Origin of the sequence: Dendronalium phyllosphericum CENA369, from assembly GCF_016056275.1 — a bacterium.
GTDB classification, from domain to species: domain Bacteria; phylum Cyanobacteriota; class Cyanobacteriia; order Cyanobacteriales; family Nostocaceae; genus Dendronalium; species Dendronalium phyllosphericum.
Genome location: NZ_JAECZA010000292.1, coordinates 1 through 26,085 on the forward strand (window position 1 = coordinate 1; position 26,085 = coordinate 26,085).

Here is a 26,085-nt window from a genome sequence, read left to right on the forward strand (position 1 = left end):
TTTCTGACCATATTTAGGTCGTTCTATGGGACTTTCAGTCACATCCATTGCTACTGTTTTCGGTGTTTTTGATGGTGCCAACAATGACTTTTTTCCTCCTAAGCGAAACCTCCCGGAATTGACTAAAATATTTTCTACCCAATGAACAGTACGACAAACCGTTGCTTGTGACACTTGCCAATCACTGGCGATATGGAAATAAGTTCGATATTCACGCCAGTATGTTAAACACACCAAAGCCTGGTCTTCCAAACACAGTTTTTTAGAACTGCCCCTTGTTTGTCTGTGACTGGCAGCATCTTGTAGTACGTTGACTATCTGATTAAATGTGTGTCTTTGTACCCCAACTAGACGTTTAAATTCTCGATTGGACAGTCGCAAAGTTTGTTCGTATCGCATTGGCAGAGCAAATTTATGTCAAAATCTTTTACCTTACCATAAAATAATTCTGCAAGAGGTCTATAATTCTTGGCATATGGTGAATTTAGTAACTTCTGAAGCTGTTGAATGCCGACTGGCTGCACAGGTTGCTTTTTTCAGAATTTAATATAGGTTTTGGTAATCTTAATATTCCTATCCTTCTTCTAACATTTTTTGTATGAATGAGATTTAAGCGATCGCTTCTTTGCCATAAATTTTTACCAAATTTATTGGTAAAAGTTATATACGATACTATTTCTCTTTTGTAAAGAGTGATAAGTGTAAGGTTATACCAAAATTAATTACATAACTTACGTATCAAAACAGCATTTAGAGACTGGGTGTAGAGAGATAGGGGTGCAGCAGTATAAGGGTTTCAACGGTGTCAACTTTGAGCTTAAAATTTGGATTAATTTGAGAGAGGAAAAGAATGTTTTTAGGTATAAAAAATAACAAATTAATAGCCCGCTGGTTTGGGTTGAAATTGAATGAGACTCAACTGACGCGCTTGTGTTTCCCCCTAGCAGCAGGGATTGCTTGGACTTGGCTGTTGAGTCCAGTATCGGCTGCAACCGTGACGTTATATGGGGCCGGCAGTTTACGTGAAAGCCTGACACGAATAGGAAAAATAATTTATCCTTTTTGAGTTAGATTTTCGCATTTGTGCATTTACCACCCAATGAATTTAGTATCAATAAATTTTATAAATTACCCTAGCTATGACACTCATTCTTCCACTAGCAGATTACTTGAAACAATTATATCAAGCAGAGCCAGTTCAGCAGGATAGCTGCTTTGATAAGTTTGACATTACGCGAAAATATGCCTTTGGAGAAGGATATCTCCGACAAATTCGACTACGAGATTGCGTATTTTTAGATATTTACAACTGTCAAGACAATAAATCAGGGCTTGTAGAAAGTCCATATCGAAAACATCCAGTAGAATTCCAATTTTTTATTCCGGTAGCTTCAAAATCCCAAGATATTCACTTTAGGAGTGGAGAATACTTCTTAAGTGGGAGTGGCATGGCTCGTGAAAGTTCAAGTTTCCTGAGTGAGTCATTCTCGATTATTACAGTAGCAATTTATATGAATTACGAAAAATTTCGCTCATTTATTGCAGATCCCTGTGGAGAATTGCCGAAAAATTTACAACATTTAATCAGACCTTTCGAGCATCCGACTTATGAGCGCTATGGAACTATAACTCCAGCAATGCTGTTAGCGTTGCAGCAAATTCTCCAATGTCCTTACCAAGATACAGCCAAGCGATTATATCTCGAAAGCAAGGTTTGGGAATTAGCAGCATTAATGGTTGACCAAGAAATACAAATTAATCAAGATAGCCTTGAAAGTATTAAGCTAAAGCCATCGGAAATTGAGCGGATTTATTATGCTAAAGAAATTTTATTGAAATATCTAGATAACCCACCCTCTTTGATACAGCTAGCACAGCAAGTCGGATTAAACGATCGCAAACTTAAAGAAGGCTTCCGCTCTGTTTTTGGCACTACGGTGTTTGGCTATCTGCACAATTATCGTATGGAAGTGGCACAAAATTTGCTTATGCAAGGCCAAATGAATGTTACAGAGGTAGCACATCAAGTTGGCTACGCTAGCCCAACCTCATTTTATAACGCCTTTCGTAAAAAGTTTGGCGTGAGTCCTAAGTCATGTCACGGCTAAAAAGTCCGGCTCGAAGAGAAAAAGTCCGGCTCGAAGAGGACGCGATCGCACTAACAATTGTATTCTTTGTAAATAATCGTGGTTGGTATAACCTGGGTAGTTTACCAACTCTTTTCCAGTGTGGTGTATTGGTTTGGAACAGATAAAAATGCTTTTGAAATTACCCTGTGCTGTTATTAGCACTTTATTACCAATCCTTTGCTTAAATATAGCTAACTCTGCCTATGCTAAACAACCATCAGGTTCGGTTAGCTCCGCTAGTGAAGTGCAGTCTGCTAAAACTAGTGCAATATATCTGTTGAGGACACCCAAAAAGCAGAATAAAGTATCCCAACTGAGTCAGGCTACAACTGATGTAGTGTCAGTTACAGATGTTCAAGTGAACGCCACAGATAAAGGCATAGAGTTAATTTTAGTCACATCAAATTCCGATAAATTACAAGTTAAAAGTAGAACAGAAGGTAATTCTTACATTGCAGACATCCCTAATACTCACTTGCAGCTTGCCAGTGGCGAGAGTTTTCAACAATTAAAGCCAGCAGTAGGAATTGCTGAGGTCACGGTTGCAAGCCAAGATGCAAATACTCTACGGGTGACTGTGGTGGGTGAAACGGGTGCGCCAACAGTCGAGTTGTTTGATAGTACACAAGAGGGGTTGGTTTTTGGAGTATCTGCTGCTACAACAACTGCACAGCAACCAACAACTACGCCACAGCAACAACCCCAAACAGAACAGAGCCAACCACCAATTGAGTTGAAGGTAACAGCTCCACCAGATACAGGTTATCGAGTTCCGGATACCAGTGTCGGTACAAAAACAGATACACCACTGCGAGATATTCCCCAATCGATACAGGTGATTCCTCGGCAGGTCTTAGACGATCAAAAAGCACAAAATTTTAGCGATGCGCTTAGAAATACAGGTATAATAGGGGCGCTCGTTCCAGCCAGTACTAATGCTGATATATTTACAATTCGAGGTTTTCAACAATCTAGAGTTATTCTTCGCAATGGTCTGAGAGATCCGTCTCGCATTGATTCTGGTCGCACTCAGTTAACTAATATAGAACGGATAGAGGTTCTTAAGGGGCCAGGTTCAGTACTCTATGGTCAACAGTCACCAGGAGGTACTGTTAACTACATTACAAAACAGCCACTTACCGATCCTTATTTTGCTGCTACCATGAGTGTTGGTAGCTATGACTTTTATCAACCTGCCCTTGATATTTCTGGCCCTCTGAACTCTGATAAAACTGCTTTATATCGCTTAAACTTTTCTTACAATAATTCGGGAAGTTTTATTGATTTTCTCAGTAGTCGAAACTTGCTGATTGCACCAGTGTTCGCTTTTCGTCTGGGCAAGAACACAACATTTAAGCTTGAAGGAGAGTTTTTAGATCAGGAACAAGATAGTGTTAATAATGGTTTGCCAGCTGCGGGAACTGTACTCCCCAATCGTAATGGCAAGATTCCGTTAAATCGTAATGTTTCAGAACCAACAGATTCAAACTTTCGTTATTCAACTTTGCTTAGTTATAGCCTAGAGCATAAGTTTAATGATAATTGGGTGTTACGAAATGCTTTTCATGTCAGGTTTGTACGCAACAATCAAGATATTTTATTTCCTACAGGTTTACTATCAGATGGTCGGACTTTAAACCGGATAAAAACTAGTTTCAATGGTCCCACTGTTGAAAATACTTATGTTATGGATACTAACGTTGTCGGTAAGTTTAAAACAGGCAACATTGAGCATGAATTGTTAGTCGGTTTTGACTTATTCAGAGATATATCTGCTTTAGAAAATATTGTTAGACAAGCAGGTTCACTCGATTTATTTAATCCTATATATGGTCAACCTTTAGGTTCTATTACATCTACAAGTCACTCGAAAACAAGGAATGACGCACTAGGGCTTTACATTCAAGATCGAGTAAAGTTCTTCAACAACCTAAAATTAGTTTTGGGTGGACGCTTAGACTTTGCAGAAAATGAAGTTACAAATTTTATAACTTCCCAAACTACTAGTCAAAATGACTCTGTCTTTAGTCCTCGCGTAGGTATTGTTTACCAACCTATCGAACCTGTTTCCCTCTATGCCAGCTACAGCCAATCATTTACACAGAATGTAGGCGCTACCTTTGATGGTAGTCTCTTTGAACCTAGTCGTGGGACTCAATATGAAGTTGGGGTCAAAACTGATTTACTCAATAATAAGTTATCCGCAACACTCGCTTTGTATCAACTCACCCTATCCAATGTTCTCACACAAGACCTTGCTCATCCATCGTTTAATATTCAAACCGGTGAGCAACAAAGTCGGGGCGTTGAGTTAAATGTGATTGGTGAAATTCTACCGGGTTGGAATGTAATTGCGTCTTACAACTATACTTATGCACAAATTACCAGTGACAACAGATATAAAGTAGGCAATTTATTGGTGAATGTACCTGAAAATAGTGCTAGTTTGTGGACTACTTACATCATTCCCAATGGTAACTTACGAGGTCTAGGAGGTGGTTTTGGTGTGTTCTATGTTGGTGAGCGGCAGGGCGACCTAAATAACTCGTTCAGTGTACCAAACTATTTACAACTAGACGCTGCACTTTACTATCGCAGAAATAACCTTCGTCTTGCACTTAATCTGAAAAACCTATCTGATGTTAGGTATTTTACTCCTCGAAGTGCTACACAGGTATATCCCAGCGATCCCTTTACAGTAGTGTTAACAGTTGGGTTGGAGTTTTGATGAGGAACGGTAAAATTCGGCTTTGCATGAAAATGTACCGTGTTCTTCGAGTGTCTTTGATCAGTTTGTTAACTCTCGTGTTGATTTCTTCTTGTACCTACCCTTTTCGTAAAGCAGCAACTCCTCACCGAGGTTCTTTAGAGAAACCAATATCAGCCACTGTTCGGCTGGTGAAACACGCAATGGGTGAAACTCTTGTTCCTGTTAACGCAAAAAGGATAGTTGCATTAGATCCATTCTTAGCTGAAGATGCTTTGGCTTTGGGAGTCAAGTTGGTAGGCGCTCCTCAAAAGACCTTATCAGAACTTCAACCATGCTATAACCAATGTTTGAATATAAAAGATATTGGATGGAGACCTACCAATATAGAAAGAGTTGCTGCTCTTAAACCTGACTTGATTTTGGGTAGCACTATCGATAACAAAGAAACCTATAAATTGTTATCGCATATAGCACCTACTGTTTTATACAAATACAGTTTTGAAGAATGGAAAGACACATTTCTACAAGCAGCTAATGCTTTGGGTAAGACCGAGTCAGCTCAGATAGTCTTAGCAAAATATAATGCACGTTTAGCCCAGTTCAAAGCCAAGATGGGCAGCAAACTCCAAAAAACTATTGTATCATTTCTAAGTCCTAGACCTGAAATAATGGTTGTATTCACCAAAAAATCATTTTCTGGACTTATCTTAAAAGAGGCTGGTGTGGCTCGCCCAACCTCACAAATGTCAGATAAAGAGGCAACCCCTGGCAAAGGAGGGAATATTGCTTATAATCTATCACGGGAACTTCTAGTAGACGTTGATGGAGATGTTCTGTTTGTCAGCCCAACATCTACTACCAACACTACTTCTCAAAGGGTACTCCAAAAACTCCGTTCTGAACCACTATGGTCAAAATTAAAAGTTGTCCAGCAGGGCAAAGTTTATTTGGTTAGAGATTACTGGATCTGCTGTGGTTCAATTGCAGCTAATCGGGTGCTTGATGATTTATTTAAGTATTTACTCAACCAGTCATAGGGTTTGGAATTGTTTTGTGTGAAACGGAGTCTATCATGCTGGATTTAAATGTCATTCGCACGGGAATAATGCAAGAAGTACCCTATCGCTGGGCATTTTTGCAAAACCTGCTACCACAAAAAGAAAGTTTAGAGCTATCCAATAACTATCCTCAAGAAGGCTTTTATAAAGATGGGAAAGGGTTTCCAATGCGAATGGTATTTGATGAGATTCAGGATATTACTAAGCCACGAATTACTGATTATCCCAAGTTGAATAACCTCTGGCAGCAACTAGTTGATGATCTGCACACCACTGCTTATCGAGCCGCTGTTGGGGAATTGACGGGTTTAAACCTGATGGACGATTTAATGTATATATACTTCTTTCGTTATGACGTAGAAAACTTTTTTCCTCCTCATCCTGATTCCCCCATTATCCGCATGGTGCAAATGTTTTATTTCAATCAAGAATGGGATTTTAACTGGGGTGGTTGTTTACGTATTCTAAAAGACGACAATGCTGACTCTGTTTTTCAGGAAATTCCGCCACTACTCAATACTTCAGTTATTTTGATGCGTTCAGATAACTCCTGGCATACTGTGACCCCAGTATCAAAAGAAGCTACTCAGTCTCGACTTACTCTAAAGGTTGCATTTATCAAGCAACAGGAGTATTTTGCTCAAAAAACAATAAGTAGTTAGTAGTTTAAGAAGTATAAGTGTCTATAGATTGTAGCACAAATACATCAGCTAATTATTTTAAATAAAAAGGTTGTTAATTATGCTTGATTTGAACATTATTCGCTTTGCTTCCATGCAAAAAATTCCATATAGCTGGGTAAAATTACAGAATATAATACCTATTAAAGAAAGGATTGAGTTAGCTAAATACTACCCTGAAGAACAACTTTTCCACAAAGTTGGTGCAGAATGGACACCCATGACAGGCCCATGCTTGAATGAAAAAATTGGCATTTAAAATCAACCTACTCTTAAATCTGTTTGGAATAATTTGATTGTTGAACTACGTTCACCTATTTATCGTTCTGCTTTAGAAGAATTGACTAAGTTGAGTCTTGAAAACCATTTTTTGCAATTTAATTTTAGTAGATACAATTCAGGAGAAAGGGGAGCTATTCACACAGATCCTCCCTTTGCCAGCTTAGTACAAATTTTCTATTTTAATGAAGAATGGAATCGTGAGTGGGGAGGATGTTTGCGAATCCTTAAAGATGAAAACCCTCAATCAGTATTTCAAGATATTCTCCCACTACTTGGTTCGTCAATCATTATACTGCCAAGTGAAAATTCTTAGCATACAGTAACTCCAGTCATACCAGGAATAAATCGAAACAGAATAACTTGAATATCTAAATGGTATTAGAAAATGCAAAATAGCCGATAGTAAAATAGTCAGAGTTTAGCAGAGTATTCATTAAAAAGCTATTTTTGCAAATACACAAATTGATATTTTTTCCTCAATATGTGCTGCAACTATTTTTTCTCGGATATCCACTGAATATGCTTTCATGACAGTATTATCTTTTTATTTTATTAGTACTAATTGTACCTCATAACATCGGAAACGGCTGTAAATCGGGTGGAGCTTCGTTTCGATTCGTAGATTACATCATATTCAAACGCCAATTTGTACTCCAGTTCACCAAGCTCCCAAGTATCCTTAGTTTGTAACCAACTTAATACTTCTTGTTGCTGTTCATCACTCAGGTAACTCTTTCTGCCTTTATGATTTAAGCGCAGTCCCGAAATTCCATATTCCTTGTAAGCCAGCTTCCAGCTTGTTATCGAACCAACAGACACATCTAAAATTGTTTGAATTTCCTGATACTTGTAGCCTTGATAAACCAGTTTCACTTGCCTTACGCTTTTCTCACCTCACGAGCATCTGGGCGATTATCTATAAATTCTTGTAGTTCTGCGATCGCGGCTTGTAGATGCTGACTTATCATTGTTCTCTGTTAGACAGATATCTTTCTCCGTATTATCTCGCAGTTTTTTTCAGAAATCAAATATGATTCCTATAGCATCTGCGACTATAGGACTAGTATTTGATTTCTGAAAAAGCTCCGGACATCTGAAGAGACATAAAATCAAACGTAGTATTTCGGAGAAACCACTCAAACATCCACTTTAAATGGCGAAATGTTGGAATTAAAGCACAAAAACGTCGAACCCAGGTTTTCGCTTGTAACCAAATATCTTCTATAGGATTTTGTGATGGACAATTAGGCGCAAAGCGAATGTGTATCAATTTTATAAACCAGAATGGAGACAAATTTATGAAATATCTCATTATTTTGGATAACAGATACCTTTTATAGCAGGAGGCAGAGGAATTTTAGATTTTAGATTTTGGATTGAAGAATCTAAAATTTAAAATCGCAAATCTAAAATTGAAAGGGCAGGAGGTAAAACTATTCCTAGCATTCATGCTTTCAAAATATCTTAACCTGCGTGACCACGGCTTTATTACTTTAACCACATGAAATTTATTGATGAATATCGCGATCGCATTTGTACTAAACGAATGTGTTGAGCGCCTTCATCCTTAGCTCGTTTGACAGCAGATTGAGAATATTTTGCATCATTCCAACTTCATGCATAATTCTTTCCTCGCAGTTTTGATTAAGTGGTTTATTTTATCAATTGCTATCTCTATTCCTTGTTCGGCAAGAGGTGATAGATTTTCACCCAATTCAAAGTTTGCTCCTGGTACCGTCACCCACCAAGCTTGCGGACAATAACCATAAAGGGCTTTGGTTAGAGCAAGAAGCGATCGCGGATCGGCTGTATGTCCGGCGATAACATTCAAAGATTCAGGTGAGAGCAATTGTATTTGCACCTGGGAAGTTTTGGTTGCTAAACAAGCATCAATAAATACCGCTAATTCAGTATCCGCCAAAACTTCAGCAAGTTCGGGGGTGAGTTGGTGGACAGCAATAGATTTCCCGTTCGATAAATGCAACGCTTTGGCTACTCGTTGACCAATACTATCATCACTAAGCAATTCATTACCGTAACCAATTACGATTAATGTCTTATTCATAGTTGGAGTGTTAATACCATTTTGGGAAGGGAAAATAATTGTTTTTGGCAATTTGGAGCTTTTAAAACTTTGCTACAGATAAAGTTAAAACTTTCCCTTTCTAAAAACCTTATAAATATATGTAATTAATTTTACTTAATTACTTTTTACAGCTTTATTAAAGATAGAAGAAGAATTTGAGGAACTCGTGAGGAAGTAAAATATCTCGCAAATTTATTAATATCTGCCAACTTGGGCATCAACGATCTTATGATTAAGGCGTGTGGTAGAGACTACTGTAATTATAAGACAAACTTGATGGTGGTTCTATGTCTGAAACAAATTCTCAACATATCGTGAATACTGCTATGACTCTCAAACAGAGATATGCAGAGGGGAAACGCAATTTTAATGGCGCAAATTTGGGTAATGCTGACTTGCAAGGTGTCGATCTCAAGGGATCTGACTTCAGCTACGCTGACTTGAGTGAAGCTAATCTAAATAGTGCTAATCTCAGAGGCTGTGACTTCAGCTTTGCAAATCTCAGTCAGGCTAATTTGCAAGATGCCGATCTTCGAGGAGCCTTGTTATTTTCGACCGATCTCCGTCAAGCCAATCTCAAGGGCGCGAAATTGGAAAAAGCAGATTGCGATCGCACCACTCATTTTCCTCAAAAATTCGATCCAGCGCAAGTCGGATTGCAGATTAAAGACTTGCCGAAGTGACCCCTCCAGGTGAAGCGGTTCGAGTTGCATACAACTATGAGCTAGCTCAAAGACTCTATCAAAAATTCCTGGCAGATTGCATCTGGCTGAATCTTGGTTGATTTTTGGGTGCTAATTTATAAATTAATCTTATCATTGAGCTAAACTCTCAGCTTTTGGATATTTCCCAAAAAAATGTATCATAAGCTACTCTTTTTTAGCGATCGCCTCATAAAATATCGAAAAATCAAGATTTAATGCCTGAAATCTATACGCCATATTTGGTTTTTCCTGTCAATGCGTAAGTCCTACCAACAGGTCAATGTCATAGTCTCGCTCTGAAGTAGAAAGTAATTGTGCTGATGTGTATGCTTGCTCAACCAAGTGCTGTTGAGGCAGGAGGTTTTTTGCGTAAGTCCTATTTATTTCAAAATACAAATTACTTTTTTATTAACTGTCTTAACTTTCCTTGATTTTTACTTTTAACTAAGAGAAGATAAGTTAACAAATGATATAGCGATTGCCTTTCGCACTATCTCTTAAAAAAATGTTTGAAAAGTTCTTTTGTTGGTAGCAAAACGTTATCGACAAGTGCCTAAAATCACAGCTAACCACTTTTCAAACAACCTCTAAGCGATCGCTCTCTAGTTATCTAACAAAAATAGTTTTTTACCCAAAATTTTGCTTTCTTCATAAAAGAAGTCAGCTGCCATTTACCCTACACATCTACTATGAGAAATTATGAACTATGTTAATTTCCATCCTCACTTAACATTGGTAATATTATGAAGCTTAATTTACCAATTAAGATTGCTTGAGTGACTAATTATATGTTGCGATCGTTAAAGATGTCAACCTAGATTTATCAAAGTTAAATCAACAGCGTAATGAAGAGAAAGTAAGTGCTGTACTTTTAAGATTTAAATAACAGTAAAAATAATCTAAATCATAATTTGAATAATATGAGCATTTTATTACATATAAATAATACTATTATTTATCAAAGTATAAATATATGCATTTGTTATGCTTGACTTGACTATGAGATATCAAGTCGGTGGTAGCCTGAAGTATGATGACTCTACATATATTGTCCGTCAAGCAGATGAACAACTCTATGCTGGATTAAAAACAGGAGATTTTTGTTACGTCTTAGACTGCCACCAAGCAGGCAAATCATCTCTCCTACACAAAACTATTCATCGTTTAGAAAAAGAAAACTATATATGTGTTTATCTTGATTCAACATTATTAGGCAGTAATAAAATCACACCTATACAATGGTACAAAGGTATTATTGTAAGCTTGTGTTACAAGTTAAAGCTAACAAAGCGGGTTGACTTTGAGAGTTGGTGGGAGCAACAATCTGAGTTTGAGCCTATACAACAACTGTATCGATTTGTTGAACAGGTATTACTAACAGAAATTCAAAATAATCGCATTTTCATCTTTATCGATAATATTAATAGCCTACTAAGTCTGAATTTTCCCATCGACGATTTTTTTATCTGGATTCGTCACTGTTACGATCGGCAAGCACACAACCCAAATTTAAAATCTTTGGTTTTTGCTGTGTTTGGTGTAGCCAGCCCATCTCACCTAATTATTGATAAATACCGAACACCCTTTAGTATTGGTAAAGCAATTGAGTTATCTGACTTTCAACTGCATGAAGCTATACCTCTGGTTAAAGGCTTAAAAAAAGTAGTCAGCCAGCCACAGGCAATATTGTTGCATATTATTTATTGGACAAAAGGACAGCCATTTCTCACCCAAAAACTTTGTGATTTAGTTCTCCAAGTAGCTCTAGAAAGTTCTAAGAAAACGATTAACATACCGAATGGTACTGAAGGGTATTGGATAGAACAATTAGTGCGATCGCGCATTATTCAACATTGGGAATTCAAAGACGAACCCGAACACCTCCGTACCATCAAAAATCGCTTACTTTACGACCAACACAAAGCAGGAAAGTTATTGAGCATTTATCGACAGGTGTTACAAGCAGAGGAACTAAGGAATAGGAACCCGATGGAGAACTTGGTACTAGCTAATGATAGTGAAGAACAGACAGAACTGTTGCTATCTGGTTTGGTAAGGATTTATAACGGTTATCTAAGAGTTAAAAATCCTATTTATCGAAGTGTTTTCAATCCTCAATGGGTATCAAGACATTTAGAGGGTGTTTGAAAAATTTTGAGTGGTTAAATTTTAGGCTAATCCCTTTAGTGAAGGGGAGGCAGTTGTGGCTTTGATAAAATACAGCGATCGCTGATTTTTTCGCAGTCTCTATAGGCATTTTTTGTAGGTTTTGTCAATGCATAATACCAATTTTCTCAAATCTGGCAACAGATTCAAAACCTTTAATTTCAAGACAAAGCGTTTGCTAAATCAGCTTGCAAATCTAGCGGATGCTCAATACCTACAGAAAGACGGACTAAATTATCCTTAATTCCCCGTTTAATTCGTTCTGCTTCTGGTAAAGAACCGTGGGTCATTTTGGCAGGATAGCACAGCAGTGACTCTACCCCTCCCAAGCTTTCGGCTAACAAAAACAACTTCAATTTAGAAATAAATCTTTCAACCTCAGCAAAACCACCTTTTAATTCCAAACTAATCATCCCCCCAAAACCAGACATTTGTTCTTTTGCTAGTTGATGTTGTTCGTGGGTGGCTAACCCTGGATAATAAATTCGCTCGACTTGAGGATGTTTTTCTAAAAATTCTGCCAAAAATAAAGCATTTTTTTCATGTTCCCGCATTCGCACCGCCAAGGTTTTAATACCTCGCAGCACCAACCAGCTATCAAAAGGACTAGGAACTGCACCGATCGCATTTTGATAAAACTTCACTTCGGTGTATAGTTGCTCGTTAGATGTCACAACTGCTCCGCCAATAATATCGCTGTGTCCTCCTAAATATTTAGTCGTGCTGTGAACTACAATATCAGCACCTAAATCTAAGGGCTTTTGAAAATAAGAACTAGCAAAGGTATTATCTACTACTAAAATAATATTGTGTTTGCGAGCAATATTTGCTAGTGCTGCTATATCAACAATTTTTAACAGGGGATTTGTAGGAGTTTCAACCCAAATTAGCTTGGTATTGGACTGAATTGCAGTTTCAAATTCACTTAGATTATCAATGTCTACATATGTGGTTGTCACGCCCCAATTTTTCACGACTCTTTCTAGCAAACGATAAGTACCACCATACAAATCATCGCCAGCAACAATATGGTCGCTGCTTTTAAGCAGACTTAATACGGTGGTAGTGGCAGCTAATCCAGAGGCAAATGCTAAACCAAATTTTCCATTTTCAATAGATGCTAAAGCTTCTTCCAAAGCTTTACGAGTCGGGTTTCCAGTCCGAGAATATTCATATCCTTTGTGCTGACCTATCGCTTCTTGCTCATAGGTAGAAGTTAAATAAATTGGTACAATTACTGCACCAGTTTGGGGGTCTGGTTGTTGCCCTTCATGAATCGCTCTAGTTTCAAATTCCATTATTTTCTCTTAAGTCTTCTTGAGTTTGACTAATCCAATATCTGATTAAATCGGCTCTAGTAATTAATCCAATTGGAACATTTTTACGTGTAATAATAATACCTGTTGTGCCTGATAAAAGGACTCGATAAGCTTCGGAAATATCGACTTCTTCATCGAGAATGGGTAGCGGTTTCCCCATGACTGCCAGGACTTCTTGATTAGAAAAATTAATTCCATCATGGAGAAATTTCATTAAAGATGCCTCATTCAGGCTACCTACCACATGGTTATTATCGATTACAGGTAACTGTGAAATATTTAGCTTTTGCAGTAGGTTTGTTGCTTGACTCAAAGTCTCACGGGGATTTACAGCAACTAAAGAAGGAAAATCTGTTTTCTGAGATAAAATTTCACCAATTTTGATAGTTCTTACTGTTTTACCTTCCCAAAAACCGTTTTCCTGCATCCAGGCATCAGAGTAAATTTTATTGATATAGTTTCTTCCAGTATCTGGTAACAGTACTACAATATATTTTGGCTCTGATAATCGAGCTGTATACTTGAGTGCTGCGGCTACTACTGTACCGCAGGAACCTCCAACTAGTAAGCCTTCCTCCCTAGCAAGACGACGAGCCATATTAAAAGACTCTTTATCACTAACCCGAATCATTTCATCGACTAATTGACGATTAAATGTTTTGGGAATAAAGTCTTCACCAATGCCTTCAACTTTATAAGATTTGGGAGTATCTCCTGATAGGATAGAACCCTCTGGATCTGCACCAACAATTACGATATTCGGATTTTGTTCTTTGAGATATTTAGCAACTCCGGAAATTGTGCCACCTGTCCCCATTCCTGCAACGAAAACATCAACTTTACCATTACTATCTGTCCAAATTTCTGGGCCAGTAGTTAAATAATGAGCTAGAGGGTTATTTGGATTTTCAAATTGATTTGGTCTGTAAGCTCCTGGTATTTCTTTGGCGAGTCTTTCTGCAACACCGTTATAACTTTCTGGCGAGTCGGGTGCTACAGATGTGGGGGTGACAACTACTTCTGCACCATAAGCTTTGAGCAGGTTAATTTTATCTTGGCTCATTTTATCGGGCATGACAAATATGCAGCGATATTTTTTTACTGCTGCAATTAGTGCTAGTCCTACGCCTGTATTGCCTGCTGTCGCTTCAATTATGGTTCCTCCTGGTTGCAGTTGTCCTGCTTTTTCTGCTGCTTCAATCATGGCAAGGGCAATTCGATCTTTGGTACTCCCACCAGGATTTAGATATTCTACTTTGGCATAGATAATGGAGTGAATATCTGCTGTAATTGTGTTGAGTCTGACTAATGGAGTTCTACCAATCGTTTGTAAAATGTTGTCGTAAGTAGTCATAATTACTCCTTACTGGTGATGAGAAGATGGTTATGAGTTTTTCATATTGATAAATTAAATTTGGGATGTTGAAACGAACTGCAAAGTACACGAACACAAAGATAAGAAAGTTAATTTTGAGCGATTAACTATCTTGAAGCAGTGGATTGCAGTTTAAGTAATTTGTCGGCTGCTGCTTGGAGGGTTTCTGGTTTTTTACTGAAGCAAAAGCGAATGAATGATTGTCCTTTTTCTGGTTGGCTGAAAAAGCCGGAACCTGGAACTACGGCAATACCAATATCTTTAATTAAGTGGTTGGTAAATTCGAGATCGTTTTTGTAGCCAAATTTGGAAATGTCTGCAAAGACGTAATAAGCTCCTTTGGGAATGAAATAAGGAATTCCTACTCGATCTAGAATCTGTAAAATGCTGTCTCGCTTTTGATGATAAAGTTTGGCTAGTTCTTGATAATAGGATGGTGGCAGTTGCATAGCGGCAACTCCAGCTCTTTGCAAGGGTGCAGGCGCACCAACGGTTAAAAAGTCGTGGACTTTACGAATAGCATTTGTTAATTCAGGGTTTGCCAAGATGTAACCTACGCGCCAACCGGTGACGCTGTATGTTTTGGAAAGACCGTTAATGGTGACGGTGCGTTCTTCCATACCGGGAAGAGTTGCTAAGGCAATATGTTGAGTTCCATCATAGAGAATGTGTTCGTAAATTTCGTCTGTGAATGCTAGTACATCCCACTTTTGACAAAGTTCGGCAATTAGGGTGAGTTCTTCACGGTTGAATACTTTGCCTGTGGGGTTGTGGGGGGTGTTGATGATGATGGCTTTGGTATTGGCATTGAAAGCTTGACGTAACTCTGTTTCATCAAATGTCCAGTCAGGGGGATGGAGTGTTACATATCTAGGTGTTGCACCAGCCAAAATTGCATCGGGGCCGTAGTTTTCATAATACGGCTCGAATACAATTACTTCGTCACCTGAGTCGATGGTTGCTAACATGACAGATGCCATCGCTTCTGTAGCGCCACAGGTAACGGTGATTTGTGTTTCTGGGTCAATGTCTAAACCCAGATACCAGCGGACTTTATCAGCAATTGCATGGCGAAATGCGCGATCGCCCCAAGTAATTGCATACTGGTTAACATCTGCCTCTATTGCTTCATAAGCTGCCTGTTTCAACTCCGCAGGACAGGGAAAATCAGGAAATCCCTGTGCCAAATTCACTGCATCATATTGCAGTGCCACACGTGTCATCTCCCGAATCACTGATTCTGTAAATTGATTTGCTTTCGTTGAAATTTTTTGGCGCTGAATCTTCGTCACCTGCCTTCTCCGTTCTTCTCTACTATAGTTATCTAGGAATTGCTGAGATTTAATTAAATACATAAAATCTATTGATTTACAGTAGTATACTCAATTCCCAGAACTCAAAGGAATACAAGTCTTGAACTATAAGCTGAATTGCTGATACATTATTGATAAAAATTATTAATTATTGAAGGTACTGCACCAGAATCATTATGAAATCCCTGCATCGTCCCGATCTATATGGCTGGTCTACTTTCAACCCTGCAAGAAATATCGATTTCAATGGGATTGCCTGGATTCGTCCAGATGGCAACATCTTGATTGATCCGGTAGCCCTATCAAATCACGATTGGAATCACCTGCAATCCCTCGGTGGTGTGGTTTGGATTGTACTAACTAACTCCGAGCATGTCAGATCGGCTAAAGAAATTGCCGATCAAACCTATGCCAAGATAGCTGGCCCAGCAGCAGAAAAAGATTCTTTCCCCATACATTGCGAGCGCTGGCTTTCTAATGGTGATGAGTTAGTACCAGGACTGAAGGTGATTGAACTCCAAGGTTCTAAAACTCCGGGTGAATTAGCTTTGCTACTAGAAGAAACGACTCTAATTACAGGTGATTTAGTACGAGCGCGCAAAGCAGGTAGCTTAACTATCTTGCCAGATGACAAACTGCTGAATCGTGAAGAGGCGATCGCTTCTGTACAAAGGCTGGCAGAACTAACGCAGGTAGAAGCCGTGCTAGTAGGAGATGGTTGGCCAGTCTTCCGGGATGGACGCGATCGCCTCAAGGAACTGGCAGCTACATTGATAATTCGTAATTCGTAATTGCAATTTACTTTTAAGTAGGTGGACATAATTAAACATAGAATGTCAACCTGTAAAATCCTGTCAGAAATTGGCTTTTCCCTCCTGCCTCCTGCCTCCTGCCTCCTACTTAGTTGATGGCTTTGCGATATGCTGTCTTTTTCGAGATTATTTACTCAATTTTCCCTTTGACCTTGTTAAATGAGCTTTTCTAGAACATAAATCCCGGCTTCTCTAACAAGTCGGGTATTTTATTTTTCATGTATGAGTAATTGATTGCGATCGCTCTCTCAATTTTGAAACAGTATTATACTACTTACGTATATATAAAAACTATAGCTAAAGGTAGATATTTCTATTTTTTCAATAGATGCTACAGATTTAATGTTTTATTTATTACTTTACTGGTTTTTACTACTTATTTAACCTGATTTTTACTGTTTACAAGTTACTTAAACATGACTAAAGTCATGCTGAAATTATTACTTTCTTACAGTGTGCGCTCTTATTTAGTATTTTAAACTTAGAGCAATACAGCAATCTTAGTGATTTGCAAACAAACAATACCACCTATAGTTTCACAGGTAATTTTCTTAATGAATAAACCTTTGATTTTAAATTTAATTTTAAAAATAGGTAGGGTAAATGTTCGCAAATCCTTTCGGAATGTTGTACATAAAAAACCAATGTAACTGACAGGAAATTACATCATGAAACGTATCGTAATTGGTACTTTACTTGCTCTACCACTAGCACTTGCTTCTTTTCCATCACACGCATCAGCAGCAGAGATCGTTGTGAGACCTGTAGTTAGACATAGAGTTGTTCATCATCCAATTGTTCGCCGTCAAGTTGTGCGCCAAAGGTTGATTCCTGGGCATTGGGAACACACGCGAAATGGTCGGCGGTGGGTTGCTGCTCGTTATGTGCGATATTAATGTATATGGCACTGATACTGTAGTTTGTAGCTGATTCACTAGAAATTAAAATAGAAAGACCTAAATTCCTGACTTTTTGCTAAGTCGGGGATTTTCTTTTCTAAAGATTTAGGACTGCTATGGTATCCTTGTTAGTTAATTAAATAAGTCATAAATATATATTAAAATTGACTATTTATTAAGAACATTTTTATGTTTATGCTTGAAGGTTATAAAGCCAAATGAAAATAAGAGAGCAAGAGTATTGCAAAAATACAGAGATTTATTGAGTTGAATGTCTCTTGATTGAAATAATGGTCGAAATACTGCAACAATGGCTAAAAATGCCTGTGAATTAATTCGCTAGCAGTGAAAAATCCATGACGCAGTATCAATATCAAGTTGGAGGTAGCCTCCCTCTAGATTCGCCCACCTACGTCACCCGTCAAGCTGATGCCGAACTCTATGAGAGTTTAAAAGCGGGAGAATTTTGTTATGTCCTCAACGCTAGGCAAATGGGCAAATCTAGCTTACGGGTGCATGTTATGCAACAATTGCAACAAGAGGGAATTGCTTGTGCTGCGATTGATATAACTGCGATCGGAACATCAGGTATTACTCCACAAGAATGGTATGCCGGAATTATTGACAGTCTTGTGGGAAGTTTTGAGCTTTACAACGATTTTGATTTAGATAACTGGTGGTTAGAGAACGATTTACTATCGCCAGTGCAGCGGTTAAGCAAGTTTATTGAAACAGTTTTACTCACAACAATTGCTGGTAAAATCGTCATTTTTATTGATGAAATTGACAGTATTCTCAGTATTGAATTTAATTTAGATGATTTTTTTGCAGTTATTCGAGAATGTTATAACCGTCGTGCAGACCAAGCTGCATACACTCGCCTCACGTTTGCATTGCTAGGAGTATCTACACCTTCTGATTTAATTGGAGATAAGCGACGGACACCATTTAATATCGGTCGGGCAATTGATTTAACAGGATTTCAACTTAAAGAAGCACAACCGCTGGCAACAGGACTAACAGCAGTAGGTAACTCGCAAGCATTGATGCAAGCTGTGTTGGAGTGGACAGGAGGACAACCTTTTCTAACTCAAAAGGTTTGTAAGTTAGTTGTGCAATATGCTAATGAAACTCTGCTGACAAACCCGCAAGAAATAGTGGCTCATGTTGTCCGCGATCGCATTATTCAAAATTGGGAAATCCGAGATGAACCTGAGCATTTGAGAACAATACAAAATAGAGTTTTGCAAAGTAGCGAACAACGTACTGGAAGATTATTGGCTTTGGTTCAGCAGATATTACAACAAGGAAAAATAGAATCTGATAATAGCCCAGAACAAACAGAACTGCGATTGACTGGATTAGCCGTTAAGCGTGGTAATATGCGAATTTATAATCGTATTTATGAGGAAGTATTCAATCAGGAATGGTGCGAGCAACAATTAGCAAAACTCCGTCCTTATGCAAGTGAAATTAATGCTTGGGTTGCTTCTAAGTGTCAAGACGAGTCGCGTTTATTGCGAGGACAAGCTTTGCTAGAAGCTTTACAATGGTCAACTGGCAAGAGTTTGAGCAGCTTAGATTATCAGTATTTATCTGCTAGTCAAGATTTTGCAAATAGAGAAGTACAAGGTGCATTGACAGCAGAACAAGAAGCTAATCAGCTTTTGGCACAGGCGCAACAAAAAGCAGAAAATGCTTTAGAGACAGAAAGGCAGGCTAATCAAGTATTAGCAGGCGCGCAAAAGCAGGCTAGGCGTATTTTGTTTTTTACTGTAACTGGAGCAATTGTTTCTTTAGCCTTGGCTGGATTTGGTTTGCAACAGGCGCGACAGCAAACAAAGGTAGCGCAAGATAAAACAGCAGAAGCTAAACAAAAAACTGATGCAGCAAATCAAGCAGAGAAGGATTTAGAAATAGCTCAAAAGCAAACAGCAGATGCTCAGAATAAATTAACTAAGACTACTGAAAAAGAAGAAAAAGCTCAAAATCAACTCAAGTCAGCACAAGGAAAGTTTCAGCTAGCTGATGCGAATGCGAAACAAGCAGTAGAACGAGCAAAACAGGTAAGCGAGCAAGCAAATAGACAAAAGCAACAATTTACTCAGCAATTAGCAGAAAACCAAGGAAAATCCGACGGCAAGACTGTTGCTACCGCATCAAGTGACAAGACAGCTAAGTTGTGGAACACTCAGGGCAAGGTAATTGCCACTTTGCAGCATCAAGATTCGGTCTACAACGTGGTGTTTAGCCCCGATGGCAAGACTGTTGCTACCGCATCAAGTGACAAGACAGCTAAGTTGTGGAACACTCAGGGCAAGGTAATTGCCACTTTGCAGCATCAAGATTCGGTCTACAACGTGGTGTTTAGCCCCGATGGCAAGACTGTTGCTACCGCATCAAGTGACAAGACAGCTAAGTTGTGGAACACTCAGGGCAAGGTAATTGCCACTTTGCAGCATCAAGGTTCGGTCTACAACGTGGTGTTTAGCCCCGACGGCAAGACTGTTGCTACCGCATCAAGTGACAACACAGCTAAGTTGTGGAACACTCAGGGCAAGGTAATTGCCACTTTGCAGCATCAAGGTTCGGTCTACAACGTGGTGTTTAGCCCCGACGGCAAGACTGTTGCTACCGCATCAAGTGACAACACAGCTAAGTTGTGGAACACTCAGGGCAAGGTAATTGCCACTTTGCAGCATCAAGGTTCGGTCTACAACGTGGTGTTTAGCCCCGACGGCAAGACTGTTGCTACTTCTTCAAGTGACGGCACTGTGCGCTTATGGACACAAGTAGCGGACATTTGGCAGCAGTTTGCTGAATATCAAGGTCGTAGCGGTGTGTTCAGCCCGGATGGTAAGCTGATTGCAATTATTGTAGATAATACTGTGCAGTTGCGTCCGGTTGAGGGTTTAGATGAACTGCTGGCGCGGGGGTGTGAGTGGCTAGGGGATTACCTTTCAAGCCATCCTAATGTGCAACAAGTGTGTCCTGCTATCTCGTCGAAATAAATCTCACCTTTTAACTTTTTACTCTTGCCTTGTTTGGTTAAGGCAGAAGTTGCCACAGGGTACGCGAAACACGGAAACGTCAAGGCGGAAGTTGCTACAGGCTGCGCGAAACACGGAAATGTCAAGGCGGAAATTGCTACAGGGTACGCGAAACACGGAAATGTCAACCCAGAAGTCGTTACAGGGAAGGCGGAAGTTGCTACAGGCTGCGCGAAACACTGAAACGTCAGGGCGGAAGTCGCTACAGGGAAGACGGAAGTTGCAAACGTCGAGGCAGAAGTCGCTACAGCGTAACGCACCACCAAAGACAAGATGTCCATCCCACAATATTCAGATAAAGCCGCACATCGCGTTATCTAGAATCATTGTTGCTCATCATCTGACTGGTCAAGCTTGTCTAACGCTTCTTGAAGTGCTTGCCGACAAAATTCTGGGTAATTTTCTATACTTTTAATCTTGTCCATCATTGACTGCGGAACCCTGAGAGTTAACTTTGCGATTAATGGTTCTGCCCTGTCAGTGGTCAGCTTATATGGCTTTAAACTTTCTGGATTGCCTTTAGGGTTAGGCATTGTTGAGAAATATAAATAAAGGTTGAAACCTAAGACGACATAGGTATAAATTAATAATTTATGGGTAGCTGAAACTTTGGACGGCAACAGCTACCCATGTCCATTAACAAAAACAGACACTTCTATTTTATGTTCACGAGAACCGAACTTGAAACTAGAAACATCAAGGAATTAAAAGAACTGTGTCAAAGATATAGTATCAAGCCAGTAGGAAATCAAGGCTACAAAACTACCTTAATCACTGCCTTGATGGCATTCCCCAGAATGGCACTTATACAAATGGAAAACGAGAAAGGACTCAGACACCCTACTTTTGCTGATGTTCAGAATATTGGGGAAGCACTCGATCGCATGGGTTCCCCTACTGACGAACAGATAGCGCTGATTAGGGCATCGCTGGAAGGTAGAAGGATGGATTATCCCTACAGATATCAACAAGAGAGATTAATGCAACTATACAAAGCTAAGTTGCTGTTAGAGGAACTGGTTAACGTGTTAGGAACTTAACCTGTACCCATCATCTTTTTACGGCATCGTTAAAGATTGTTTGAAAAGTGTTTGGCTGTAATTATAAGCACTTATCGATCCCCCCTAACCCCCCTTAAAAAGGGGGGAAACTAGAATCAAAGTCCCCCTTTTGAAGGGGGATTTAGGGGGATCTGAAAATATTTGATACATCAATAGGGACTTTTCAAACAGCGTCTTAGGGGTGCTTTTTTCTTGACTATATTTCTTTTCAGTCAACACATTTAAGGACATCTTTTATTTTACTAGCCAACTCTAACGGGTTGAAGGTTTAGCGATCGCATTCACCTGGTCAGAAGCTTGGAGCTAATTTTCCTGGTTCCAACCTAAGGCTGTCGCTACCTGACTAGCTAATTCTAGGGGATTGAACGGTTTAGCGATCGCATTCACCATGCCCAATTGAGCATAGCGCCGACGGTCAGAAGCCTGGATTTTGGCAGTTAACAAAATCACTGGAATTTCTTTGGTTATGGGATTAGCTTGTAGTTTTTTAAAAGTAGTAATACCATCCATATCCGGCATCATGACATCCAGCAAAATCGCATCTGGTTGACCAGTTTCGGCTTGAGTTATGCCTTCTTGACCGGAACTCGCCGTTAGCACTTCCCAACCTGCTACAGTTTCTAAGCAAATCTTGGCAACTTCTTGAATATATTGCTCGTTATCAACCACTAAAATTCGCTTTTTTGTCATTACTGCCCCTCTTCTAATACCAATTTGAGATTTTAGATTAACGATCTTTACTCAAAAGCTGTTCTGTGAAAGCTCAAACAATACTACTAGTCCACCACGCAAATATTGACAGGTCTAGGCTCTTAAAAGGGGAAAGGGAAAAGGGGAAGGTTTAAAACCTTTGTCAAAAAGACTTTGGCAGACTACTACTTATCTTAATTTGGCATTAGTTTGTAAAAACGCTGATTGTTAGTGTGCTGCAATTTTATTACTTTTTTACTCAGCACTCAGCACTCAGTTGGTTGATAAGTAATTCGTTGAAGTAATTCCATGACTCGCTGTTCAAATTCTTGGGTTGTCACACGTCCTTTGGTTAAAAATTCTGTATGTCCTAATTTGAGCCGCTTGCGTTCGGATTCGTCCAAATCTTTGGCTGAGTAAATGACTACAGGAATATTACAAAGGTGATTGTGTTGCTGTAGCCAATCTACCACTGCAAAGCCATCGCTTTCAGGCAAAATTAAATCGAGAATTATTAAGTCAGGATTGACTTGTTGGCTTTTGCGAATTGCTTCTCGTCCGGTTTTGGCTAAGAAGGTTTCAAATTCATGCCTCTCAAACAAAGTGATGAGCAATTCTGCTAAATCGTTGTCGTCTTCAACAATGAGAATGCAGACTCGCTTGCAGGGTTTAGCGATCGCTTGCTTAAGTGACTGCAATAGGTAGCTTTCTTGTACTGGTTTACTTAGCCAATCCACAAAATCTGCACTTGGTTGACTGGTTGTAGTTGGCTTGTAAACGCTACAAATTATTATGGGGATGTCCTTAGTATCTACCCGTTCCTTTAAGAGTGCCATTGTTTCCCAACCATTCATTCCAGGCATTAGCAAATCTAGTAAAATTACATCTGGATGTTGGGCAGCTGCTAAAGCGATCGCTTCCTTACCCGTAGCCACTGTTACCACCCGATATCCTCCTCGTTCTAGCAGAGTTTGCAGTTCGATGCGAATAATTGGGTCATCGTCACAGACTAAAACGAGTGCTGAGTGCTTTATCGGTGCTGAATGGGGAGTTAAGGAGTGTTCTGGCTCTATAGTTTGAGAAACTGTCAGAATTGGAAGCGTCAGATAAAATCTGCTACCTTCTCCTAATACACTCTCAACCCAGATGCGTCCGCCATGTTGTTGCACAATGCTTTGGCAAATTGCCAAACCCAAACCAGTACCATCACGGTCGCGGGAATCTGAGGAATCAACTTGTTGAAAGCGTTCAAAAATGCTGTTGACTTTATCAGCTGGAATGCCGCGTCCAGTATCTTTAACTGTCAGCAACACTTCATCTTCTTGTTGTTGAGCTGTCAGCCATACTGTTGTACCCGGCGAAAATTTAATGGCATTACTTAATAAGTTGGTCAAAGTTTGCACAATCCGATCTGGATCGGCCCATATCTGCACGGGTAAGCTAGAAATGGATAATGTCACTCCCGCTCCCTTAGCGATAGGCTGCATAATATTCACTGCCGAACCAATTAATTCAGCAAGGTTGCAAATTTCTCGTTCCATTTTCACTTTGCCAGACTCGATGCGTTCAATATCCAAAATGTCATTGATCAAGCGTACTAGGCGTTCGGTACTATCAGTAGCAATTTCCAACAGACGTTTTCCCTGCTCTGAGTCTGGCTGTAGCAGACCGCTTGCTAGCATTCCTAAAGAACCGTGAATTGAAGTTAAGGGTGTGCGGAGTTCGTGACTGACAACAGATACAAACTCGTCTTTCATCCGCTCAATTTGCTTGCGAGCAGTGATATCGCGCAAAATTACTGTATAAACAGTCTCTTTTTCTATGTTTAATTTAGATATGGAAGCCTCTGCCGGAAATTCAGTGCCATCCTTGCGGCGACCAAAGATTTCTCGCCGTTCTCCCATTCTGCGAGCCAGATTTGGGGATTTGCCAAAGTCAACTACATGTTGACGATGCACTTGAGCAAAACGCTGTGGTAACAATACTTCTAAAGTTTGCCCTAAAATTTCTGCGGCAGAGTAACCAAAAATTTTCTCTGCTCCTTGGTTGAATAAAGTTATGCCTTGACAGGCATTGATGGAAATAATTGCATCATCGGCTATACCTAAAATACCTTCAAACCGAGTTTGCGATACTCGTAGTGCTTCCTCTGTGCGCTGGCGCTCATCTAATTCTGCTTGCAACTGTCGATTGACGGTAATTAGTTCAGCAGTGCGCTCTGCTACTCTTAATTCTAGTTCGTTGTTTGCTTTGTGTAGGGCTTTTTCGGTTTGTTTGCGCTCAGAAATATCACGAGCAACGACTTGAGCCGCTAATTTATCCTGGTAAACAAAAGGAGCTGCAACTACCTCTAAATCAATAGTTGTGCCATCTAGCCGCAGCCATTCTTCTTCTAGTAATGGTATTGGCTGTTGGACTTCTCTCAAGTATTTGATTCGCTCTCGAACTAAGGTTTGCGAATTGGGATGTACAAAATCAAGTATTTGTTTGTTTAGTAATTCTTCGGCTTTGGTCGCGCCAAAAAGTTGGATAGCAGCACTGTTTAAAAAGACAAACTTGCCTTCACTTTGGATAAAAATTGCTTCCGGACAAAGTTCTATCAGCTGTTTGTAACTAGCTTCACTTTCTCGTAGTGCGGTTTCGGCAAAGGAGCGATCGCGCTGATTTTGCAATGCGACAATGCCGTATGTTAAATCTTGTGCTAATTCTTCTAAAAGTTTCACCTCATCAGCATCAAAGGTATTTACTTCAGTGGAATAAATATTTAAAACGCCAAAAGCTATACCGCGATCTTTTAAAGGTAAGGCAATAGTTGAGGCATAGCCCTGTAAGTTCGCCTGAGACCGCCAAATCTCATATTTGGGGTCAATCAAAATATTCTGGACTATAGATATTTCACCTGTGCAGATGGCTATTTCTGTTGGACTTTGTCCCCGAACTGTATCTGACCAAGTGAGGTTGAGAGATTGCAAGTATCCATCTTCATAACCTGCTTGGGCAACTGGGCGAATACTTCTATGAGTATCATTTTCGGCAAAACCAACCCACGCAAACCGATAGCCACCAACTTCTATGAGAATTTGGCAAATATTCTCTAGCAAACTACTCTCTTGTTTGGCACGAACAATTACTTGATTACAATTACTTAAAGTCTGAAGCGATCGATTTAACCGTCGCAGTTCTGCCTCTGATTGTTTGTGCTGGGTGATGTCCCGTGTTATCGCTAACTGCACTACATTGCCATTTTTTTCGTCACGCAGAGGTACTGCATGAGTTTCCATCCAGCGGCGATTACCCCGGCAAGTCACTATCTCGAATTGCATAGTGCCCTTACTGCCCTGACAGACAATTTCGTTCATTGTCCGAAAGGTCTCTCGGTCTTCTGGGGCAATCAGAGAATAAACTGATTTGCCAATCACCTCTACGGCGCTGTCTACCTCAATCATTGCCAACCCTGCTGGATTCATTTCCAACAAAGTGCCATCCGCTGCCACCATTTTGACACATTCTGGTTCGGCATCAAATATGACACGCCAATCGGGGGAGAAGGGAGCTGGGGGAGCTGGGGAAGCTGGGGGAGTTAGGGAGGAATATGAAACTTGAGCCTCTGAGGCTGAAGCTTGCGCCTTTGAAGCTGAAGCTTGCGCCTTTGAGGCTGAAGCTTGCGCCTTTGAGCTTGAAACTTGAGATTTTGAGCTTGAAGCTTCAAGTCCTAACTCTCCCCCATCTCCCCCTACTCCCTCATCTCACC

General features: G+C 39.7%; 22 protein-coding genes and 2 pseudogenes. 14 read left to right on the forward strand and 10 right to left on the reverse strand.

Annotated elements, in window-relative coordinates; genetic code table 11:
- Positions 1 to 399: helix-turn-helix domain-containing protein (locus I8752_RS33330; RefSeq protein ID WP_214436454.1), on the reverse strand; the 399-nt coding region annotated here is incomplete at its 3' end.
- Positions 400 to 850: 451 nt separating this feature from the next.
- Here I8752_RS33330 and I8752_RS33335 point away from each other — a divergent pair.
- From I8752_RS33335 to I8752_RS33370, 8 genes are all read left to right on the forward strand, one after another.
- The gene (locus I8752_RS33335) at positions 851 to 1,066 is read left to right on the forward strand and encodes a hypothetical protein (RefSeq protein WP_214436455.1); all 216 of its coding nucleotides are present in this window, start codon (positions 851 to 853) and stop codon (positions 1,064 to 1,066) included.
- Between the two features lie 73 nt (positions 1,067 to 1,139).
- Positions 1,140 to 2,108, forward strand: a complete 969-nt coding sequence (locus I8752_RS33340; protein ID WP_214436456.1) for a helix-turn-helix transcriptional regulator — start codon at positions 1,140 to 1,142, stop codon at positions 2,106 to 2,108.
- A complete protein-coding gene (locus I8752_RS33345) occupies positions 2,096 to 2,254 on the forward strand; it encodes a hypothetical protein (protein WP_214436457.1) in 159 nt (52 codons plus the stop codon). Before I8752_RS33340 ends, I8752_RS33345 begins: the two co-directional genes overlap by 13 nt.
- Before the next feature lie 2 nt (positions 2,255 to 2,256).
- Complete coding sequence (locus I8752_RS33350; protein WP_214436458.1) at positions 2,257 to 4,857, forward strand: TonB-dependent siderophore receptor; 2,601 nt, start codon at positions 2,257 to 2,259, stop codon at positions 4,855 to 4,857.
- Entirely contained in the window at positions 4,857 to 5,876 is a 1,020-nt protein-coding gene (locus I8752_RS33355) for an ABC transporter substrate-binding protein (protein WP_214436459.1), read from the forward strand. The genes I8752_RS33350 and I8752_RS33355 overlap by 1 nt, the downstream gene beginning before the upstream one ends.
- A 35-nt stretch (positions 5,877 to 5,911) precedes the next feature.
- Positions 5,912 to 6,559 (forward strand): 2OG-Fe(II) oxygenase family protein, encoded by a 648-nt coding sequence (locus tag I8752_RS33360; protein ID WP_214436460.1) that lies wholly within the window; start codon positions 5,912 to 5,914, stop codon positions 6,557 to 6,559.
- A 79-nt stretch (positions 6,560 to 6,638) separates the two neighbouring features.
- Positions 6,639 to 6,836 (forward strand): hypothetical protein, encoded by a 198-nt coding sequence (locus I8752_RS33365; protein WP_214436461.1) that lies wholly within the window; start codon positions 6,639 to 6,641, stop codon positions 6,834 to 6,836.
- Between the two features lie 33 nt (positions 6,837 to 6,869).
- The gene (locus tag I8752_RS33370; RefSeq protein WP_214436462.1) at positions 6,870 to 7,172 is read left to right on the forward strand and encodes a 2OG-Fe(II) oxygenase family protein; all 303 of its coding nucleotides are present in this window, start codon (positions 6,870 to 6,872) and stop codon (positions 7,170 to 7,172) included.
- 290 nt (positions 7,173 to 7,462) lie between these two features.
- On the opposite strand, the pseudogene I8752_RS33375 reads toward I8752_RS33370, so the two are convergent.
- From I8752_RS33375 to I8752_RS33385, 3 genes and pseudogenes are all read right to left on the reverse strand, one after another.
- Positions 7,463 to 7,827: pseudogene (locus I8752_RS33375) on the reverse strand (helix-turn-helix domain-containing protein); the annotation flags it as partial.
- A 92-nt stretch (positions 7,828 to 7,919) separates the two neighbouring features.
- Positions 7,920 to 8,132 (reverse strand): annotated as a pseudogene (locus tag I8752_RS33380) (IS630 family transposase); the annotation flags it as partial.
- A 330-nt stretch (positions 8,133 to 8,462) separates the two neighbouring features.
- Positions 8,463 to 8,924, reverse strand: coding sequence for a hydrogenase maturation protease (locus tag I8752_RS33385; protein WP_214436463.1), 462 nt, complete (start codon positions 8,922 to 8,924; stop codon positions 8,463 to 8,465).
- A gap of 308 nt (positions 8,925 to 9,232) precedes the next feature.
- Between I8752_RS33385 and I8752_RS33390 the strand changes: the two genes are divergently transcribed.
- Entirely contained in the window at positions 9,233 to 9,628 is a 396-nt protein-coding gene (locus tag I8752_RS33390; protein ID WP_214436464.1) for a pentapeptide repeat-containing protein, read from the forward strand.
- 1,005 nt (positions 9,629 to 10,633) lie between these two features.
- Positions 10,634 to 11,797, forward strand: a complete 1,164-nt coding sequence (locus I8752_RS33395) for an AAA-like domain-containing protein (RefSeq protein ID WP_225896061.1) — start codon at positions 10,634 to 10,636, stop codon at positions 11,795 to 11,797.
- A gap of 179 nt (positions 11,798 to 11,976) precedes the next feature.
- Here I8752_RS33395 and I8752_RS33400 read toward each other — a convergent pair whose 3' ends face one another.
- The 3 genes from I8752_RS33400 to I8752_RS33410 all read right to left on the reverse strand — a co-directional run bounded on the left by I8752_RS33400 (position 11,977) and on the right by I8752_RS33410 (position 15,864).
- Entirely contained in the window at positions 11,977 to 13,113 is a 1,137-nt protein-coding gene (locus I8752_RS33400; protein WP_214436465.1) for a cystathionine gamma-synthase, read from the reverse strand.
- A complete protein-coding gene (locus I8752_RS33405; protein WP_214436466.1) occupies positions 13,103 to 14,488 on the reverse strand; it encodes a cystathionine beta-synthase in 1,386 nt (461 codons plus the stop codon). Before I8752_RS33405 ends, I8752_RS33400 begins: the two co-directional genes overlap by 11 nt.
- 128 nt (positions 14,489 to 14,616) lie before the next feature.
- Entirely contained in the window at positions 14,617 to 15,864 is a 1,248-nt protein-coding gene (locus tag I8752_RS33410; protein WP_225896062.1) for a pyridoxal phosphate-dependent aminotransferase, read from the reverse strand.
- Between the two features lie 134 nt (positions 15,865 to 15,998).
- Between I8752_RS33410 and I8752_RS33415 the strand changes: the two genes are divergently transcribed.
- The 3 genes from I8752_RS33415 to I8752_RS33425 all read left to right on the forward strand — a co-directional run bounded on the left by I8752_RS33415 (position 15,999) and on the right by I8752_RS33425 (position 20,544).
- Positions 15,999 to 16,613, forward strand: a complete 615-nt coding sequence (locus I8752_RS33415) for an MBL fold metallo-hydrolase (protein ID WP_214436467.1) — start codon at positions 15,999 to 16,001, stop codon at positions 16,611 to 16,613.
- Positions 16,614 to 17,302: 689 nt separating this feature from the next.
- On the forward strand, positions 17,303 to 17,530 hold the full coding sequence (locus I8752_RS33420) for a hypothetical protein (protein ID WP_225896063.1): 228 nt from the start codon (positions 17,303 to 17,305) through the stop codon (positions 17,528 to 17,530).
- A 359-nt stretch (positions 17,531 to 17,889) separates the two neighbouring features.
- Entirely contained in the window at positions 17,890 to 20,544 is a 2,655-nt protein-coding gene (locus I8752_RS33425; protein WP_214436468.1) for an AAA-like domain-containing protein, read from the forward strand.
- A gap of 362 nt (positions 20,545 to 20,906) precedes the next feature.
- Here I8752_RS33425 and I8752_RS33430 read toward each other — a convergent pair whose 3' ends face one another.
- Positions 20,907 to 21,116 carry a hypothetical protein gene (locus I8752_RS33430; RefSeq protein ID WP_214436469.1) on the reverse strand — a complete coding sequence of 70 codons (210 nt, stop codon included), beginning with the start codon at positions 21,114 to 21,116 and terminating at the stop codon, positions 20,907 to 20,909.
- Positions 21,117 to 21,245: 129 nt separating this feature from the next.
- On the opposite strand from I8752_RS33430, the gene I8752_RS33435 reads away from it, so the two are divergent.
- Positions 21,246 to 21,623 (forward strand): hypothetical protein, encoded by a 378-nt coding sequence (locus I8752_RS33435; protein WP_214436470.1) that lies wholly within the window; start codon positions 21,246 to 21,248, stop codon positions 21,621 to 21,623.
- Between the two features lie 324 nt (positions 21,624 to 21,947).
- On the opposite strand, the gene I8752_RS33440 is transcribed toward I8752_RS33435, so the two are convergent.
- Complete coding sequence (locus tag I8752_RS33440) at positions 21,948 to 22,334, reverse strand: response regulator (RefSeq protein WP_214436471.1); 387 nt, start codon at positions 22,332 to 22,334, stop codon at positions 21,948 to 21,950.
- Positions 22,335 to 22,600: 266 nt separating this feature from the next.
- Positions 22,601 to 25,831: a PAS domain S-box protein gene (locus I8752_RS33445; protein ID WP_214436472.1), complete on the reverse strand. Its 3,231-nt coding sequence runs from the start codon at positions 25,829 to 25,831 to the stop codon at positions 22,601 to 22,603.
- Positions 25,832 to 26,085: the final 254 nt, after the last annotated feature.

Excerpts from the sequence above, each read along its gene's own strand:
- I8752_RS33335 (WP_214436455.1), top strand. The coding sequence starts at position 851 with ATGTTTTTAGGTATAAAAAATAACAAATTAATAGCCCGCTGGTTTGGG.
- I8752_RS33340 (WP_214436456.1), top strand. The coding sequence starts at position 1,140 with ATGACACTCATTCTTCCACTAGCAGATTACTTGAAACAATTATATCAA.
- I8752_RS33345 (WP_214436457.1), top strand. The coding sequence starts at position 2,096 with ATGTCACGGCTAAAAAGTCCGGCTCGAAGAGAAAAAGTCCGGCTCGAA.
- I8752_RS33350 (WP_214436458.1), top strand. The coding sequence starts at position 2,257 with ATGCTTTTGAAATTACCCTGTGCTGTTATTAGCACTTTATTACCAATC.
- I8752_RS33355 (WP_214436459.1), top strand. The coding sequence starts at position 4,857 with ATGAGGAACGGTAAAATTCGGCTTTGCATGAAAATGTACCGTGTTCTT.
- I8752_RS33360 (WP_214436460.1), top strand. The coding sequence starts at position 5,912 with ATGCTGGATTTAAATGTCATTCGCACGGGAATAATGCAAGAAGTACCC.
- I8752_RS33365 (WP_214436461.1), top strand. The coding sequence starts at position 6,639 with ATGCTTGATTTGAACATTATTCGCTTTGCTTCCATGCAAAAAATTCCA.
- I8752_RS33385 (WP_214436463.1), bottom strand. The coding sequence starts at position 8,924 with ATGAATAAGACATTAATCGTAATTGGTTACGGTAATGAATTGCTTAGT.
- I8752_RS33390 (WP_214436464.1), top strand. The coding sequence starts at position 9,233 with ATGTCTGAAACAAATTCTCAACATATCGTGAATACTGCTATGACTCTC.
- I8752_RS33395 (WP_225896061.1), top strand. The coding sequence starts at position 10,634 with ATGCTTGACTTGACTATGAGATATCAAGTCGGTGGTAGCCTGAAGTAT.
- I8752_RS33400 (WP_214436465.1), bottom strand. The coding sequence starts at position 13,113 with ATGGAATTTGAAACTAGAGCGATTCATGAAGGGCAACAACCAGACCCC.
- I8752_RS33405 (WP_214436466.1), bottom strand. The coding sequence starts at position 14,488 with ATGACTACTTACGACAACATTTTACAAACGATTGGTAGAACTCCATTA.
- I8752_RS33410 (WP_225896062.1), bottom strand. The coding sequence starts at position 15,864 with ATGTATTTAATTAAATCTCAGCAATTCCTAGATAACTATAGTAGAGAA.
- I8752_RS33415 (WP_214436467.1), top strand. The coding sequence starts at position 15,999 with ATGAAATCCCTGCATCGTCCCGATCTATATGGCTGGTCTACTTTCAAC.
- I8752_RS33420 (WP_225896063.1), top strand. The coding sequence starts at position 17,303 with ATGAAACGTATCGTAATTGGTACTTTACTTGCTCTACCACTAGCACTT.
- I8752_RS33425 (WP_214436468.1), top strand. The coding sequence starts at position 17,890 with ATGACGCAGTATCAATATCAAGTTGGAGGTAGCCTCCCTCTAGATTCG.
- I8752_RS33430 (WP_214436469.1), bottom strand. The coding sequence starts at position 21,116 with ATGCCTAACCCTAAAGGCAATCCAGAAAGTTTAAAGCCATATAAGCTG.
- I8752_RS33435 (WP_214436470.1), top strand. The coding sequence starts at position 21,246 with ATGTTCACGAGAACCGAACTTGAAACTAGAAACATCAAGGAATTAAAA.
- I8752_RS33440 (WP_214436471.1), bottom strand. The coding sequence starts at position 22,334 with ATGACAAAAAAGCGAATTTTAGTGGTTGATAACGAGCAATATATTCAA.
- I8752_RS33445 (WP_214436472.1), bottom strand. The coding sequence starts at position 25,831 with ATGGTGGCAGCGGATGGCACTTTGTTGGAAATGAATCCAGCAGGGTTG.